The sequence below is a fragment of the Psychrobacter sp. DAB_AL32B genome, from assembly GCF_002224105.1.
GTDB lineage: Bacteria > Pseudomonadota > Gammaproteobacteria > Pseudomonadales > Moraxellaceae > Psychrobacter.
Genome location: NZ_NEXU01000088.1, coordinates 1 through 16,955, shown reverse-complemented (window position 1 = coordinate 16,955; position 16,955 = coordinate 1). Strand labels below are relative to the sequence as shown.

At 42.9% G+C, this 16,955-nt stretch carries 14 protein-coding genes; 6 read left to right on the top strand and 8 right to left on the bottom strand.

Features of this window, described 5'->3' with window-relative positions; all coding sequences use genetic code 11:
- Positions 1 to 83: 83 nt before the first annotated feature.
- Complete coding sequence (locus tag CAN34_RS10810) at positions 84 to 809, top strand: hypothetical protein (RefSeq protein ID WP_089555668.1); 726 nt, start codon at positions 84 to 86, stop codon at positions 807 to 809.
- Between the two features lie 136 nt (positions 810 to 945).
- On the opposite strand, the gene tmk is transcribed toward CAN34_RS10810, so the two are convergent.
- Positions 946 to 1,623 carry a dTMP kinase gene (gene tmk / locus CAN34_RS10805; RefSeq protein ID WP_089555667.1) on the bottom strand — a complete coding sequence of 226 codons (678 nt, stop codon included), beginning with the start codon at positions 1,621 to 1,623 and terminating at the stop codon, positions 946 to 948.
- A gap of 110 nt (positions 1,624 to 1,733) precedes the next feature.
- Entirely contained in the window at positions 1,734 to 3,017 is a 1,284-nt protein-coding gene (gene mltG, locus CAN34_RS10800; RefSeq protein WP_089555666.1) for an endolytic transglycosylase MltG, read from the bottom strand.
- Between the two features lie 169 nt (positions 3,018 to 3,186).
- On the opposite strand from mltG, the gene CAN34_RS10795 reads away from it, so the two are divergent.
- Complete coding sequence (locus CAN34_RS10795; protein ID WP_089555665.1) at positions 3,187 to 3,531, top strand: DpnI domain-containing protein; 345 nt, start codon at positions 3,187 to 3,189, stop codon at positions 3,529 to 3,531.
- 11 nt (positions 3,532 to 3,542) lie between these two features.
- On the opposite strand, the gene CAN34_RS10790 is transcribed toward CAN34_RS10795, so the two are convergent.
- Complete coding sequence (locus CAN34_RS10790) at positions 3,543 to 4,505, bottom strand: aminotransferase class IV (RefSeq protein WP_089555664.1); 963 nt, start codon at positions 4,503 to 4,505, stop codon at positions 3,543 to 3,545.
- Positions 4,506 to 4,508: 3 nt separating this feature from the next.
- Entirely contained in the window at positions 4,509 to 5,183 is a 675-nt protein-coding gene (locus tag CAN34_RS10785) for a hypothetical protein (protein ID WP_089555663.1), read from the bottom strand.
- 424 nt (positions 5,184 to 5,607) lie between these two features.
- Here CAN34_RS10785 and aroE point away from each other — a divergent pair, with 424 nt between their 5' ends.
- Positions 5,608 to 6,474, top strand: a complete 867-nt coding sequence (aroE, locus tag CAN34_RS10780; RefSeq protein WP_089555662.1) for a shikimate dehydrogenase — start codon at positions 5,608 to 5,610, stop codon at positions 6,472 to 6,474.
- Between the two features lie 226 nt (positions 6,475 to 6,700).
- Here the strand turns inward: aroE and CAN34_RS10775 are convergent, their stop codons facing one another.
- The gene (locus tag CAN34_RS10775; protein WP_089555661.1) at positions 6,701 to 7,840 is read right to left on the bottom strand and encodes an FUSC family protein; all 1,140 of its coding nucleotides are present in this window, start codon (positions 7,838 to 7,840) and stop codon (positions 6,701 to 6,703) included.
- Between the two features lie 409 nt (positions 7,841 to 8,249).
- Between CAN34_RS10775 and CAN34_RS10770 the strand changes: the two genes are divergently transcribed.
- Together CAN34_RS10770 and CAN34_RS10765 are read left to right on the top strand one after the other, a co-directional pair.
- Positions 8,250 to 10,070, top strand: a complete 1,821-nt coding sequence (locus CAN34_RS10770) for an acyl-CoA dehydrogenase C-terminal domain-containing protein (protein ID WP_089555660.1) — start codon at positions 8,250 to 8,252, stop codon at positions 10,068 to 10,070.
- A gap of 152 nt (positions 10,071 to 10,222) precedes the next feature.
- On the top strand, positions 10,223 to 10,714 hold the full coding sequence (locus CAN34_RS10765; RefSeq protein ID WP_089555659.1) for a hypothetical protein: 492 nt from the start codon (positions 10,223 to 10,225) through the stop codon (positions 10,712 to 10,714).
- A gap of 22 nt (positions 10,715 to 10,736) precedes the next feature.
- Here the strand turns inward: CAN34_RS10765 and CAN34_RS10760 are convergent, their stop codons facing one another.
- Together CAN34_RS10760 and ybaK are read right to left on the bottom strand one after the other, a co-directional pair.
- Entirely contained in the window at positions 10,737 to 11,111 is a 375-nt protein-coding gene (locus tag CAN34_RS10760) for a 5-carboxymethyl-2-hydroxymuconate Delta-isomerase (protein ID WP_089555658.1), read from the bottom strand.
- Positions 11,112 to 11,193: 82 nt separating this feature from the next.
- Positions 11,194 to 11,697, bottom strand: coding sequence for a Cys-tRNA(Pro) deacylase (gene ybaK, locus CAN34_RS10755; RefSeq protein WP_089555657.1), 504 nt, complete (start codon positions 11,695 to 11,697; stop codon positions 11,194 to 11,196).
- Positions 11,698 to 11,944: 247 nt separating this feature from the next.
- Here ybaK and plsB point away from each other — a divergent pair, with 247 nt between their 5' ends.
- Positions 11,945 to 14,755 carry a glycerol-3-phosphate 1-O-acyltransferase PlsB gene (gene plsB, locus CAN34_RS10750; RefSeq protein ID WP_089555656.1) on the top strand — a complete coding sequence of 937 codons (2,811 nt, stop codon included), beginning with the start codon at positions 11,945 to 11,947 and terminating at the stop codon, positions 14,753 to 14,755.
- Between the two features lie 152 nt (positions 14,756 to 14,907).
- Here plsB and ettA read toward each other — a convergent pair whose 3' ends face one another.
- Positions 14,908 to 16,569 carry an energy-dependent translational throttle protein EttA gene (gene ettA, locus CAN34_RS10745; RefSeq protein WP_079690639.1) on the bottom strand — a complete coding sequence of 554 codons (1,662 nt, stop codon included), beginning with the start codon at positions 16,567 to 16,569 and terminating at the stop codon, positions 14,908 to 14,910.
- Positions 16,570 to 16,955: the final 386 nt, after the last annotated feature.

The window sequence follows — 16,955 nt, the reverse complement described above, 5'->3', positions numbered from 1 at the left end:
AAAAGTGAACGGATAACAAGCAAGCAAACTTTCATTCGAAGTGGTTATTTGGCAATGATGCCACTTATACCAAGCTTGCCAGTATGCTGTCCAAAAAAGCCCGTATTAAAATTACCAATATCACTGATAGCTACAGCTTTGAGCAGTATAAAGCCGATAATAAACAATTCGTGCCGCTCTATACCGTTGACAAAGAAGGCAAGCTGCACGTCATTACTGATAAATTCGATGGTACCGTACCGCGTGATCGTAAGCTTATCTCATTGGTAGTGGATGATGAAGTACAGCCAAAACCGGTCGATGTGACGCCCAAACAAGAGCAAGCGCGCGCGGCAGCGGATGCAAACTTTGAGTCCAGCTCTAAAGCACCTGAAAAGCGTCAAGAAGTAGAGCTAACGGACGGTGACAATGATGCAACGCTAGTAGCGCCTATCGTAGAAGCGAATAAAGAGACGGATATACAGGCTGAGCAAGAAACTTTGACCAGTAGCTTAACCAATACTTCAGCCGCCTCATCTACAATAGTAACGACTCAATTATCAGCACCTAAAAACACTGTGAGTGATGAAAATAAAGAGATAGCGTCTGATCTTTCGACAGCAACTGTAAAAACCAAAACAGCTGGCAACAGTAAAAATAGTGGGAAAAGCAGTGGAAATGGCAATGGTAACGCGCCTAAAACCAAAAAAGGCTCCCTTGACCCCAATCGTTTACCGGACTCAAGTAGTGATAAAGCTGCGAATAGCGCTAATAATGAAGTCGAACTGAGCAAAGATTTAGGTAAAAAAGACTCAAGTAAAAACGATTGAAACAAAAAGTGCATAATGAATAAATATGGCTTTTTTAAATATCCAACCATTTTAAATATTTATCAATAAAGAAAGCCCCAACTTATAAGTCGGGGCTTTTTATTTGGGCAAGCTCATGGCTTTATAAAGCTATCTATTAAACATCCCATTTCTCTTTAACCGTCTGCCATATTCGCGCGCTGACCTCATCAGCGCTGCCTGATGCATCAATACGTTGTATGCGCTCAGGATGCTCGGCAGCAAGACTACTAAAACCATTATACACTCTAGTGAAAAACTCAGTTGCCTGCTGCTCAAAGCGGTCAGCCGCACTACGTTTATTGGCGCGTGCCATACCTTCTAATACCGGCAAATCCAACCATAAGGTTAGCTCAGGTAACTGCGCGACGAACTGCTCGATAAGCATGTCAATTTTGCGGCGTACAGTAACATCGCCATGCGCCCGTCCAAAGCCTTGATAAGCAATGGTCGAGTCGGTAAATCGGTCGCATATCACCCATGTCCCACGTTGCAGCGCGGGCAAAATAACTTGCTGCATATGGTCGCAACGTGCGGCAAACATTAATAGCAATTCCGTATCATCATTGATAGCGGTATTAGGGTCTAACAATATCTCACGCAAGCGTTCAGCAAACGGACTACCACCCGGCTCGCGGGTACGCAGATAATCAATGCCACGCGCTTGCAAGCGTGCGCATAGCTGCTCAATGGCGGTAGTCTTGCCGACGCCTTCGGTACCCTCAAAACTAATAAAACGCCCTTGAATGGGCGCAGTGTTGATATGAGATAAATGAGGTTGTATAGATGCTGACATGATATGACCTTATGTCATTGATGAGCGTTATCATTGTTATTATTTATGGTTATAACGCTTATTAAACGATGGTTTTTTTAAGTAATATAAAAAGTAACATAAGGAGCCAGTTACTGCGGCGGCGTTTGGGCTTTCTTTTCACGCATGACGCTGAGATAGTCTTTGACCGCTTGATTGTGCTCAGCCAAGCTATTGGTAAATTTATGCCCGCCATTACCTGTCGCTACAAAGTATAGCGCTTCGCTATCGGCAGGATGCAAGGTCGCTTCAATAGAGGCCGCTGAAGGTAATGCGATGGGTGTTGGTGGTAGACCGTCGATTTGATAAGTGTTATAAGCCGTTTTTTCATCGATGTCTTTACGGCGAATATTACCTTCGTAACGGCTACCCATACCATAGATGATGGTCGGATCGGTTTGCATGCGCATACCTTTATTCAAGCGATTATTAAACACCGCCGATACCAATGGACGCTCTTCTGCCACACTGGTTTCTTTTTCGATAATCGATGCCATCACTAACGCTTCATAAGGACTCTTATAAGGTAAATTTGGAGCCCGGTTTTCCCAAGCTTTAGTCAACGCTTGCTGCTGGCGTTTATACAAGTCAGTCAGCACCTGCTTATCACTGGCTCCTTCACCATAATAATAAGTGTCAGGGGCAAACCAACCCTCAAGATTGTGATTGACGATAGGGTCATTACTGTTCACTACCGCATCTGGCAAGATACCAACCAAGTCCAACGCTTGCGCAATACTGGCGTTATCCGCGTCACTGGTCAGCACTTCTTTTTTGATGCCTTTATTGTCACGTAGCGCCTGATATAAATCTTTAGACGGTTTACCTTCGATAATTTGCACCTTTACCATCGCTGCTTTTTCGCCTTGCTCTAAGACTTGGAGAGCTTCAGCGATTGTTGGGTTCGCAGGAAATTGGTAAATGCCTGCATGCAACGGCGCATCGACTTGCGATTTAATATAGAGCTTGGCAATAGTGGCAGAAAATAACGGCACATGCTGCCATTGCGACAATAGCCCGTAATAAGTCTGACCTTGTTCAATCGTCACCATCTGCTTTGGTTGCTCAATCCGTCCAAACAAGGTCTGATAAACCATCACTAAGAAAAATACTGCAATCAGTCCAAGCACCAATAACACTTGATAACCGCGCTGCATAAAAAACGATGGGTTATCGACTTTATAATGGCGTGGTTTATTTTCTCCGCTAATGAGTGAGATATCCGTCGCCGGTACTTCTTCTGCGACTGCCTCATCTACTACTGGTTTTGAGTCCAGCGGTGCCGTGTCGACACGCTCATCAGCAGTGCCTTCTTGGTTATTAGATGGCGTATCATTAGGGCTTTTAGGAGGCGTTTCAGGTGTGGGCGTGCTCATGGCAACTCGCGAGGCAGAAGATTGCTAGAATTTAGCACTGAACCGTGCGATTTTCAATGGTATTTGCTTAGCTTATGAATTAACTTAGCGTTTAAGCCAATTTATATGGCTTAATACTCGTAACCATTCTTATTACTTTTAATTCCTTCTTCTAATAAGAAAACTGCTTATGAATCTACATTTCAATCAAAGCCTTGCCAAGAACTATAAATCACCAAGCCAAATCATTAGAGTGTTAAGCGAAGATTGGGTCGCTAAACAAAGCTATTGTCCTAATTGCAATGCTCAGCCATTGGCTGAATTTACTAACATTGAGAATGGTTATGATAAAAAAAATGAGCAGACTTTGAAAATATTTCAAATAGAAATTGTTGAAACGCTAAGTAATATAGTAGAGGTTGGGGCAGAAAACGAGCAAGAAGCGCTATTAAAAGCACAAGATATGTATCGCAATGAAGAAGTTATTTTGTATCCTGACGATTGTATTGATACTAAATTTAATATTTTTGAATAAAATGAAACAGATTAAAAATCCATTATTTCACCCGATAACAATGCCAGACTTTTCATTGGCATGACCCCGCGCACAGCATTACAAAAGAACAGTTGGCTTAACTGTGGCAAATCTTCGTCCGTTAACGGTTTGATAATTACTGGCGTGTCAGTCTTAGCTAAGCCATCCATGATGACTTGTCGCATTACTCCAGCGACGCCCGATTGTGCCATAGATGGCGTATACCATTGACCAGTTCTGAGGTAGTTGGAGTTGTGTTGATTAACATTTAAAATACTTTCTGATTCTACTAATCGAGTATTTGATAGTTGATAAAATACATTACTCATCGTACCTTCAACCCAGCGCCCACTCATATCACGCAGCAAGCCTTCACTAATACCTAGCTCTTCATTAGACGCTACTGCATGGGCTTTGATGCCTTGTAACTCAGCACTTGCCAGCACATTATCGAGACGATTAAGGCTTTTCAGTCCCGCAAGAGGCGGCGGCAAACAAGCAAGCTGCGAGAATAAGCAAACGGCAGTGCTGGCAGACTGCATGGGAATTAAGCGACAATCAGGTAAATGCAGCTGCTTGGATGTTGCAATAGTCATCGCAGAGGATTTTAGCCAAATCTCGCACTTGCTACCGGACTCGCTTGGCGTATAGCCGTAGCCACGGATATCTTGCACGGCGCGAGTTATTATTAGCTTAAGTATACCTTGCGATAGCTGCTGAGCATGCGTTTGCAAGATAGCCAGTAGTGAGAGGCTGTCTAAATCAAGTTGCAATGCCTTGGCATGAGAGATGAGACGCTGATGATGATAGTCTTGCCACAGTATGAGCCCATTTATAACGCCCATGGTGGTAAAAAACCCATCGGCATATGCCAATCCGCGATTGTCTAATGAGGCGGTAACCGTTGAGTTATCTGGCGACTTATCTGTTTGAGGCAGATGAGACAGGCATGACCAGCTATTGGACGGCAGCATGGTTTATTTATTATCTGTTTGGGCAGCGGATTTATTGATGATTAGCATACAGCTATAAAACTCACATTTTGCCAACTCTACTTTTTGACCGCCAACAACTTTGTTTTTGATGATTTGGCCGTTAAGCATATCAGCAACCAGCTTGCCGCCTTCATCACCCATCAGTTGACGTGCAAGCGTATAGGATTTTTTGGCATGATTTTGACTCAGCTCTTTTTCTTTATCAGAGTCAGTAGGATTGGCAAAATACCAGCCAAGCTCAAGATATTTTTCAGAATCAATAAGATCTAAATAAGGCGCATCAGTATTCATAAAACGGTATTTGGCAGCTGGATTACTGGCATAGTCTAAGCTATTTTCGTCAGTGCTGACCACCTTACCAAAGGTTGATTTTATACTATCCAACTGGTCGACATTGAGCGCTTGTACTTTTTGAGTGCCCCACGACGCGACATCATATTTAACCGGTGTGCCTTCTTGGGGGGTAGCACCATCTAAATCGGCATTCGTCGCAGCGCTTTCTGGTTTAGGCGTATCAGCGACATTCTGCTTGCTGGCATCAGTACTCACTTCTTGAGCTGTTGCATCACTATCCTTGGTGCTATCACAGGCGCTCAAAGACACGCCAACTGCCATTATCGTACTGACCATAATGGTCTGTAAGGTCTTATTCCACATGGGCAATTTACTCACACTTTTAGATGGTTCTGAAAATGGTATTAACGAGCAGGCAGAGATGCCGCTGATAATGAACAATGTCTTTTATTAAAACGTTTTTTATAACTAAGCGTTTATAACTAAATTTTTATAACCCAGCTTTATATATTTAAGCAATCATTCGAACATGCTGGCACTTTTTCATGCTCTCTAGTTTACCCAACTGCTTAACACTTGACTACCCTTTACGTTACCGATAACACTCGCAGAGAGTACAGATTTGTTAAAAACCCATTTTGTCAAAAATACCTATTTAATGAAAGGCTTACTAGTCAAGCGCTAGGTTTGTCAAACACAGCGTTATCCCTTATGATGATTGAATTAACACTGTTTCTTACCAACGCTTTTATTTTTCCTTTTACCCTTTGCAGCCAGCGGACTATTTATGACCCAGCATTTTATCGTTATTGGTAATCCGATTGCCCACAGTAAATCCCCTGAAATTCATACGCTATTTGCAGCGCAGGTAGGCATAGATATTAGCTATCAGCGACAGTATTGTCCTGATAATGATGCCAGCTTTACGGCAGTCATTGAGGCGTTTTTCCATGGCGGCGGTGTGGGTGCCAATGTGACCGTACCATTTAAACAAATCGCTTATGATTGCTGTTTGACGCGTGCCGGCTTATCTGAGCATGCCAAAATCGCAGGCGCGGTCAATACACTTCTGCTAAATAAAGAGGCACTAAAAAATGGCGCAACGATAGCAGAAGCAGTCTATGGCGACAATACCGATGGTCAAGGCTTGGTCAATCATATCAGCTGCTTAGGCTGGCCACTTAATGGCGCACGCGTGGCACTCATTGGCGCAGGCGGTGCAGCACGTGGCGTTATATTGCCACTGATTGAAGCCGGTATCAGTCAGCTAACCATCGCAAATCGTACATTGAACAAGGCTGAAGTATTAGTTGCTGAGCTTAGCGCCGCAAGCGAAACGATAAATCAATACACCATTCATACCTGTGCGACGGCTGATTTAAGCGGAGAGTTTGATATCATCATCAATGCCACATCCATCGGGCTATCAGGTGAAACGTTGCCATTAGCCGATGAGCTAAACTGCCAATTCGCTTACGATATGATGTATGGACGTGAGCTGCCATTTTTGCAGCATTTTGCGGCACGTGGCGCCCAGATATCTGACGGTTATGGCATGCTTATCGGGCAAGCGGCATTAAGTTTTGAGCGGTGGACAGGACATGCTATTGATGTGACACAAGCAAGCGCGACATTAGAAAACTCATCAGCATAAAAAACGTCTCATGAGCGCAGCCACTATAATATATAGTCGATTCAATTTAAAAAGAATACAGTGCTACTGGGATGCTTATTTTTAAAATATAGGTTGCGCCGCCTCTGGAGTGCGAAGCGCACAGCAAGCGAGGAAAATTTATCCCAGTATAACGCTATTTTTAATGTACCTCTTTTATATTCAATTGGCTATAGCCATAACATAGTCAAAATCTAGGTTTTTTATACTAGCCAAAACGCGTGAGCACCCATTTTTCTATACGGCGCAGCGGTACGCGTAAATTCGTTGAATGCATAACGACTCCACCGCCAAGACCGACCATGCAGCCAAGTAAGGTATCGAGCAAGCGCGCGTTTGTCACTTCTTGATAAGCTGCTGACGTAAGCGGCAAACCACTGCCGTATTCCGCGATGAATATCGTCAGCGGCGTGATAAATATGACTGCTAAGCCATAATGACGATCGACTAATGATTCAATGCAAAGCATCATAATCAATATCGAAATAGCCACACCCCATATTGGCAAGCCCCAAGATAGCATCCAACTCGCCAGCCCCACGCCTACCAATGTCCCTAGTAAACGATGTATTTGCTTAATCCACATCGTACGTAAATGGATACCCTGAATGATAAGGAAGCAACTGACTGCCGCCCAATACGGATTAGGCATATTCAGCATCAATGCAATCAGCAGCGCTAAACTCACAAAGCCCGCGACAATAATGCTCTCACTAATGGTATCGGGCTCATAGCTGTAGATTGGTGTAGGCGTAGCAGGACGCGTCGCTAATAAAAACAGCGAATACAGTAGCCCCATGATTAAGGCAAAGCCACTGCCGAGCATCACAAGCCCAGTTGCTGACATGATATTTTCTAGCGGCACTGGTATGAATAACGCAATCGCTCCTGCCATCATTACAAATAGTCCTGCGGGCGGTGGCTGGCGATAATAACGCCCAAAGATAACCACACCAAAGGCTATCAGCATAAATACTGGCAGCCTAAGAATGGGTACTTGCTGGGCTATCAAACCAAAGGCAAAACACAATGACAGCGCAAAGCCCCATGCCATTACCGTCACTAAGCGATAAGGCAATTTGCCGACTAAAGGCAAATTCAAGATGACCATTGCCCCTAAAGACGCCTTGATTCCTGATGACAAAGCATCAAAGTAAGCGCCCACAAATACAGGGAAACTAATGGCAATAGCGGCGATAATCGGCATATGCCACGGCCTTTTACTGCGATTGACGGTTATTAAATGCTCAAGCTCACCACCAATCAACGACCTTATGCGAGTCAATAATACGGTTAGCCAAGTTACTCGCCTTACCTTGTAATTTGGCTCGCGCTTTGATGCGCTCATAACTAACATCCCTCATTTCGTAGATACATTTAATTTATAGACTACTAAATTACTTTGTTCATTTGGTGATTCGATAGTAAGTGACTGCTCAATCATGAATATCAACAACAGGTTAATTGACATATCTATAACTTAATGTTTTCATTAATTTTAATAATCATGAATTTTAGTTATTAGTTGTATATTTGTCGCTATAGAAGATTTATACTGATATCAATGCCACAACAGCTGTTTTTATCAAGGATGCCTTAACGATTATCAAAATGGATAAGCTGTTCTTAATAAATCTTCCTGACGACCATTGATACCGTCTACTTTCAACCCCAATAATTAAATAACTGTTTATATAAACCGTGGCTTAAATACTGAGCCGAGCGTCTATGATAACGAATAATTAAAGAGAGCGACTATGTTAACTTACAAAGCACCTTTACGTGATATCAAGTTCTTAATTAATGATGTGTTTGACTTCCAGACGCATTATAAAGATTTGGACAATGGCGAAAATGCAGATCCTGAAACCGTTGATATGATTCTTCAGGGTATGGCTGACTTTGCTGAAAATGTTTTAGCTCCTTTATATCAGCCAGCTGATGCAGAAGGCTGTCATTTTGAGAATGGTGTTGTCACTACTCCTAAAGGCTTTAAAGAAGCTTACGATCAGTTTGTAGACGGCGGCTGGCAAGGTATTTCGTACCCTGAAAAATTTGGCGGCATGAACTTACCAATGTCAATCAACTTGATTAAAGCTGAACTTATTGGTACGGCTAACTGGCCTTGGGCAATGTATCCTGGTCTATCGACCGGCTGTATCAATACCATCATGCAATATGGTACGGATGAGCAAAAAGAGACTTATCTACATAAATTGGTCGAAGGTACTTGGGCCGGCACGATGTGTCTGACTGAACCACAATGTGGTACTGACTTGGGTCAAGTTAAGTCAAAAGCGATTCCACAAGATGATGGCAGCTATAAACTTAGCGGTACTAAGATTTTCATCTCAAGCGGTGATCATGATTTAACCGAAAACATCGTGCACATCGTTTTAGCACGCCTACCAGGTGCACCAGAAGGCACACGCGGTATCTCATTATTTATCGTACCGAAATTCTTACCAAATGCTGAAGGCGAAATTGGCGAGCGCAATGGTGTTACTTGTGGTTCAATTGAGCATAAAATGGGCATCAACTCATCAGCAACTTGTGTCATAAACTTTGATGATGCTATTGGTTACCTCATTGGTGAGCCGAACAAAGGCCTAAAAGCCATGTTCACCTTTATGAACACGGCTCGTATCGGTACTGGTATCCAAGGTTTGGCACATACTGAATTGTCATTCCAAAACGCCCTACCGTATGCCAAAGATCGTCGCTCAATGCGCACTTTATCAGGTACGAAAGATCCTGAAAAAGTTGCTGATGCGATTATCCATCATGCTGACGTACGTCGTATGCTACTGACCCAAAAAGCCTTTGCTGAAGGTGGTCGCTCAATGATTTATCATTCAGCACGCTATGCGGATAAAATGTCTCAAGGTATCGCCAACGGTGATGATGCAGAGTTTGAGAAATGGGATGATAAGCTTGGCTTCTATACGCCAATCCTCAAAGGCTTCTTAACGGAACTTGGTATTGAAGCAGCCAAACACGGTCAGCAAGTCTATGGTGGTCACGGCTACATCAAAGAATGGGGCATGGAACTAATCGCTCGTGATGCTCGCATCGCCACTATGTACGAAGGTACCACTGGTATCCAAGCACTAGATTTATTGGGTCGTAAAGTTATCTTGCAGTCTAAAGGTAAGATTATTCGCGACTATACGTCAAGCATCATGAAATGGTGTGGCGAGTATGCGCTTGATAAAGAGATGCGTAAATTCGTTTGGGCATTGACCAAACTATGTGCTGAGTGGAATACATTGACTGTACGCTTGATGCTAATGGCACGTAAAGACCGTGAAATCATCTCAGCTGCGTCAGATGACTTCTTGATGTATTCAGGCTATGTGATGATGGGTTACCACTGGGCTCGTATGGCAGCGGTTGCTTATGACAAGCTTGAAAATGGCGGCACTGAATCTCCAGAGTTCTATAAAGCTAAAATCCAAACGGCAGAATTCTACTTCGATAAGCTATTACCACGTACCTCAGGTCACGCCGAAAGCATGGTTGCACCAAGCAGCAGCATGACAGCGATGGACATCGATAACTTTGCTTTCTTAGACTAAGATTAATTTAAAACCAATCAATAATTTATAAAAATAAAAAGCGCCTATTTATTAGGCGCTTTTTTATGCTTAAATAAAACCTCTATCGTTTTTTAATCGTTTAATGACACTTATGGCAAACTGATATCAACTATCGCTTTTAGGAGCTCATCATGTTGAACACTAATAAAAAAATATCTTTATTACCACGCTATGTTCGTACGCTACTGCTTAGTGCAGCACTCATTAGCTTTACTATAAATAGCTCCATCGCTGTTGCTAAAAGCAGCGACACCCCTATTCATTTTGCAAAAGGAGCCCTGACTAGCACCATCACTGGTAAATTGAAGCCCAATGAAAATGAGCATTGGTATCGCTTTAATGCGACCAGTTGGCAATATGCCGTGATTAATATTGCGCCGCTCGCAGGTAAAGGTAGTGGCACATCTGAGACTGCCAATGTCGGCGTGCTGCACATGCCAAATGGAACGCAAGATGGCACCAAAGGCGGTATTATCTATCAAGGCTGCTTGCCCGCAACTGGTGACTATCGATTACGTATTGCGCGTAATCTGATGGCAACCCAAGGTAAAACGGCCGGTTATACCGTTGAAATCATGATATTACCTAAATATGCCAGTGAGTCTTTATGTGAGTATTTATAAGCAATACAAGACACTTTATCGTTTACTCATTCAGCATTTTTTTATGATAAACCGTACTAATCTCTTCAACCTCAACACATATCTGCAACGCTACGCGCCCTGATTGCTCTGCGCCCAGCGTTTCCTCTATGGTTGCAAGCAGTTGCTCAGCCAACTGGTTTCGGATATTGATATCACGACCGCTCATGATTTTTAGATGAGCATAAATAAAGCCATTAGTTTGCTCATCATCTTCAACGCCTACTAAAAAGGTATGCAAGGGCAAAATTCGCGCCTTGATATCCGTCGGCTTACCAAAGTGTCCACTGTCCCACAATACTTTATTTAATGCTTTGAGAAATGATTCTTCATGAGTAATACTGACATTGGGCGTCACTTGGATGGTTAAATGTGGCATGACACTATCCTTATAAAATATGAGTGAAGAGTGAAAAATGAACGGCTGTACGAAGCTAAATTTAGCTGACAATCAGTGTTTGTTAGTCATCATTAATAGAGTCATCGGTAATAGAAGCAAAGCGAGCCGTAAGCGTGGTCGCCAACTGCGTAGGAGGTAATTCAATCTCCAAGCCACGGCGACCGCCGCTCACATAGATGGTCAAATGTGCTTGCGCTGAGTCATCTATAATGGTTGCCAATCGCTTTTTTTGTCCCAATGGACTAACACCGCCCAGTACATAACCCGTACTACGCTCGACTTGCTTAGGGTCTGCCATTTGAACTTTTTTGCAGAGCAGTATTTTATTAACAGATAGGGCTTTTGCCATTTTTTTAAAGTTTAAGGTTTTATGCACTGGCAAGATAGCAACGGCGAGCACATCTGCGTCGGTCAATACGACCAAGGTTTTAAAAACTTGTGTCACATCAACACCCAGCTTTTCGGCAGCTTCTAAACCAAAAGAGATGGCATTACTGTCGTGAGTATATTCGTGTAATCGATAATCAAGACTACGTTGTTTGGCGAGATTGATAGCTGGAGTCATAATATTTTAACTTAATTAAGTGACGTTAATGAGTAAGCAAAAACACAATACATTATATATTGTGCAAAACTATTATTACGCTAAACACCTTAACTTTCAAATCATTGAGTGCCTTACGCAGCGTGTAACTTACGACATCGTAACCAGAGCTTATTAATATTGGTAGTATATACAGACACTATATATCGCTTTGATGGCTTTTATGGCATTATAAGGGCAATATATTTGACTAATTTTGATACCGATTATGATACCGAAGTTCTTAAAAAAACGGATTTTTAAAGCGCCAGTAGCGAAAGATAGCAACTCAGTAACTGCAGAATCAGTAACTCCAGCAACTGATGTCAGCCCCATTGCTACCAAAACGTATTCTAATGCACCACTCAATCAGCTGTATCGTCAGCTGTCCGGGCAGGTACTTGATGTTGCTGTTAAGCCAAAGCTTTTAGGCGAATTACCCGAGTTTGATCATGACGATAAGACCCTAAGATTTTATGTGCTGCAAGATTATTCGCGCTCGAATAGTATTTTGATTGATCTGCAAACACAAGAACACAAGCTACCACCAGCGTTGGTCGGGGTAAATGATAGTGCCCATGATATTAAAGAAAACGCCGCCATTATATTTTTGCATCATCCACATGCCAAAGACACCCAGCTATCACCGCGCCTATCGCGTCTAGTATCTGCTGTTTTACAGCATCCAGAATTAAAAGTACGCTTGGTGCCGGTCTCCATTCTGTGGGGACGCGCTCCAGAAAAAGAGGACTCACTATTTAAACTGTTGACTACTGATAACTGGGAAGACCCCAGCATTACCAAACAGTTATTTAATATCGGCGTGATGGGACGTGATACCTTTTTACAGTTCCATCCACCACAAGACTTACGCACACTTATTAATGATAACCTCAAAGGTGATGGTGATGAATCGGCTGTACTTGAATCAGTAGCCGCTAATTTAAATGTAGAAGATTTAAAAGATATTGATTCGAAAGATACTGATTTAGCAGATAACAACAGTGCTGTTAAGAATATCGATGAAGCGCCAAATTATGCGGTGGTTGCGTCGGCTGACGGCAATCGTGAGCTGGTGCGGTCTTTGCAACAACAGCTCAATATTTATTTAGACAAACAGCGTGCCAGCATGCTCGGTCCTGATTTATCAGACCGACGTAACTTAGTAGATAAGCTGGTTTATTCACCAGCGATCAAACATGCGATAGAAGCAGAAGCTGCCGAGACAGGCACCAGCGAGCGTGAGGCTCGTATTCTTGCAAAAAGCTACGCTAATGAGATGGTCAATGATTACTCGCATTCCATTGTTCGCGGCTTTTATAAGTTTTTAACTTGGCTGTGGACGCAGCTATATGACGGTGTAGAAGTGCATCACTTCGAGCGTGTACGGGAGCTTGCGGCAGATTACGAGCTGGTCTATGTACCCTGCCATCGCAGTCATGTTGATTACCTGCTACTGTCTTATGTCATCTACAAGCGTGGTTTGAGCATTCCTTATGTCGCTGCGGGCGATAACTTAGATGTGCCTATTTTGGGACCTTTATTACGCGGCGCAGTTGCCTTTTATATTCGTCGCAGCTTCCGTGGCAATGCGCTTTATACCGCCGTTTTACGTGAATATATGCATACCCTTATCACTCGTAATACGCCTATTGAGTACTTTATCGAAGGCGGGCGCTCACGCTCAGGGCGTTTATTGCCACCGAAAATGGGTATGCTGGCAATGACAGTGCACAGCCAATTGCGTCAAAGCAATAAGCCGGTGGTTTTTATTCCAACCTATATCGGTTATGAGCGCATCATGGAAGGCGGTACCTATATTGGTGAGCTAAAAGGTAAGCCAAAAGAGTCTGAATCTTTGATTGGTCTGCTGAAAGTCGGTCGGAAGATTGAGCGTATCTTTGGCAATGTACACCTAAGCTTTGGTACGCCGCTGCATCTGACCGACTTTATGACCAAATTTGACGTGCCAGAAAACAGCTTACCTGCTGATCGTACCGATACGCCGCTCGATAGTAAAGCCAGTGCTATGGTTGATAACATCGGCATCAAAGTCATGCAACATATCAATAAAGCTGCTGTAGTCACTCCGGTATCGCTGCTGTCGTTAGTATTATTATCTGCACCAAAATCGGCGCTCGATGAAGACATTTGCCGCGAGCAAATTGCCCTTTATCAAGGTCTTGCTCAACAGCTGCCATATTCAAGTGATACCATTGTCACCGACATGTCGCCACAGCAAATCATTGATTACGGGATTAAGCTGAAGCTTATTGAGCGTATTCCTCATATCTTGGGTGATATCATTCAGATTGCAGGCAAGCAAGCAGCATTACTCAGCTATTTCCGTAATAATATTTTGCATGTATTTATTCTCTTGTCGTTCTTATCAGCATTGGTAGCGCGTAACGGTCGTATCGAGCGTAGTCGTTTGGATAATATTGCCAAACAGCTTTATCCATTTTTACAAAGCGAGCTATTCTTATATTATCCTGCGCACGGCTTGGCGGATACGCTCAACAAAAAAATCGATATTCTCATCGCCCATGGACTTATTATAGAATTGGGTGATGGTATGCTGAGTGTTCCTGAAGCCAATAGTAGATGCTACCAGCAGCTGCAAGTGCTTGCCACGCCTGTTGAACAAAGCCTTGAGCGCTACTTTATGACCTTGGCTCTACTGGCCCAGCAAGGCTCAGGCAATTTGACTGAAAACGAAGTCGTTGATTTATGTCATTTGCTTGGTCAACGTTTATCAGTGCTTTATGCCGATGATATTCCTGACTTCTTTGATCGTGCGCTATTTACCAGTTTCCTCGGTGCCTTGACCCGTCTAGATTATCTACAAAAAGAAGAAGAGACTGGTCTATTAACCTTTGATCAGCGCATCGATGATATTGCGCATCATGCTAAATATGTTCTCAGCCCTGATATGATGCAAATTCTGCAGCAAGTTGCCAACCTCAATGAGGAAGAGATTGCTCATGCAATCACTGAGATTAGTAATAAAAAGCAGCGTAAATTTGGCCGTAAGCGTTAATGAGTAGACTTAAATAACCCACTCGTATAACAAGCATAAAAAAAGACCTCTAACTGCTTAGAGGTCTTTTTTTGTTACTTCGAATATGAAATCTCTAAGTAACTATCTATTAAGTAACTGTTTTTTAAGTAATTATCCTCTAAACAACAGCTCTAGGTCGAAATTTTCTTATACTTCATGCGCTTAGGGTTGGCATCATCACCCATCGTTTTTTTACGATAGGTTTCAAACTCAGAATAGTTACCATCGAACCAAACCGGACCTTCATCTTCGAACGCCAAGATATGAGTCGCGATACGGTCAAGGAACCAGCGATCATGCGATACGACCATGACGGTACCTGGGAAGACTTGAATCGCGTCTTCTAGCGCACGTAAAGTCTCGATGTCCAAATCGTTTGATGGTTCATCAAGTAGTAAGACGTTGGCACCCTGCTTTAGCGTTTTCGCTAGTTGCAAGCGATTACGCTCACCACCAGATAATTGACCGACATGCTTCTGCTGGTCTGAGCCTTTAAAGTTAAAGCGACCAATATAGGCACGGCTTGGCGTGGTATAGTCGCCAACCGTAATGATATCAAGACCGTCAGAAATTTCTTCCCAAACCGTTTTAGTATCATCTAAGTTGTCACGTACCTGACCAACATAAGCAACTTTGACGCTTTCGCCCAAATCGACTGAGCCCGTATCTGGCGTATCACGTTCAGTAATCATATTAAATAGCGTGGTTTTACCCGCACCATTTGGACCGATAATACCAACGATAGCACCAGCTGGGACGTTAAAGCTTAGGTTTTCATAGAGCAAACGGTCGCCAAATGATTTGGAGATATCGTTGACTTCAATGACTTTATTACCCAAACGAGGACCAGGTGGAATATAAATCTCAGAGGTCTCATTACGTTTCTGGAATTCTTGCGAGTTCAATTCTTCAAAACGTTGTACACGAGATTTAGATTTAGCCTGTTGGCCTTTTTGATTTTTACGAATCCAATCTAGCTCTTTTTTCAGTGCCTTAGCAAACGATTCTTCTTGCTTATTCTGCTGCTCTAGACGCGTGTTCTTTTGCTCGAGCCACTGAGTATAGTTGCCTTCGTACGGATAGCCATGACCACGGTCAAGCTCCAAAATCCACTGAGCGACGTTATCCAAGAAATAACGGTCATGGGTAATAGCAACGATCGTACCGCTGTAATTCTGCAAGAACTGCTCTAACCATGCCACGGACTCAGCGTCCAAATGGTTGGTCGGTTCGTCAAGTAATAACATATCAGGGCGTGACAATAGCAAGCGGCATAGTGCCACACGGCGTTTTTCACCACCTGATAGTTTGCTAACATCAGCATCCCATGGTGGCAGACGCAAGGCATCGGCGGCTTTTTCTAGCTGGGTATTTAAATTATGCGCATCCCATGCTTGAATGATGTCTTCCATCTTGCCCTGCTCTTCAGCAAGCTTATCAAAATCTGCATCAGGCTCAGCATATTCAGCATAAATAGCATCAAGGCGCGATAATGCATCTAACGCTTCACGCATACCGTCTTCGACGTTACCGCGTACGTCTTTACTGTTATCAAGCTGCGGTTCCTGCGGCAGATAGCCAATTTTGGTACCTGTTTGCGCACGAGCTTCACCACTAAATTCAGTATCCACGCCCGCCATGATGCGTAGCAAGGTCGATTTACCTGAACCATTAATACCCAAGACACCAATCTTGGCACCTGGGAAAAAAGATAAGTTAATATTTTTTAAAATTTCACGCTTAGGTGGAACAAGTTTTGACACGTTGTTCATCGTGTAGATATATTGAGCCATTAACACTCCGATAGACTGCATAAAAGAGGCAAACAAGCAGACTTAGCAATACTGCTAAGCGCGCTGAACCTCAAAATCAGGGGTATTCATTGACTGTCATTATCGCATTGTGATGAAGCCCCTGCAAGCTAACTGGCTGTTTTACCGCTTGTTTCATGCCTTTTAACACAAAGCTGCGAGCATTTTACATAAAAGCTTATATTAAACTTATCATTCAGCCTACTGGCATATCTTTGTGATTCACTGCTGTTTTACAAAAGCCACAAAAAACAGCATTAAACCTTTCGTAAAATTAATCAATAGTAGTTGCTATGTTAGTTAATCTTAATATAAATAGTTTTATAAAAAAACGTCTTTATAAAAAAGGGACTGCATGACGACTGGCT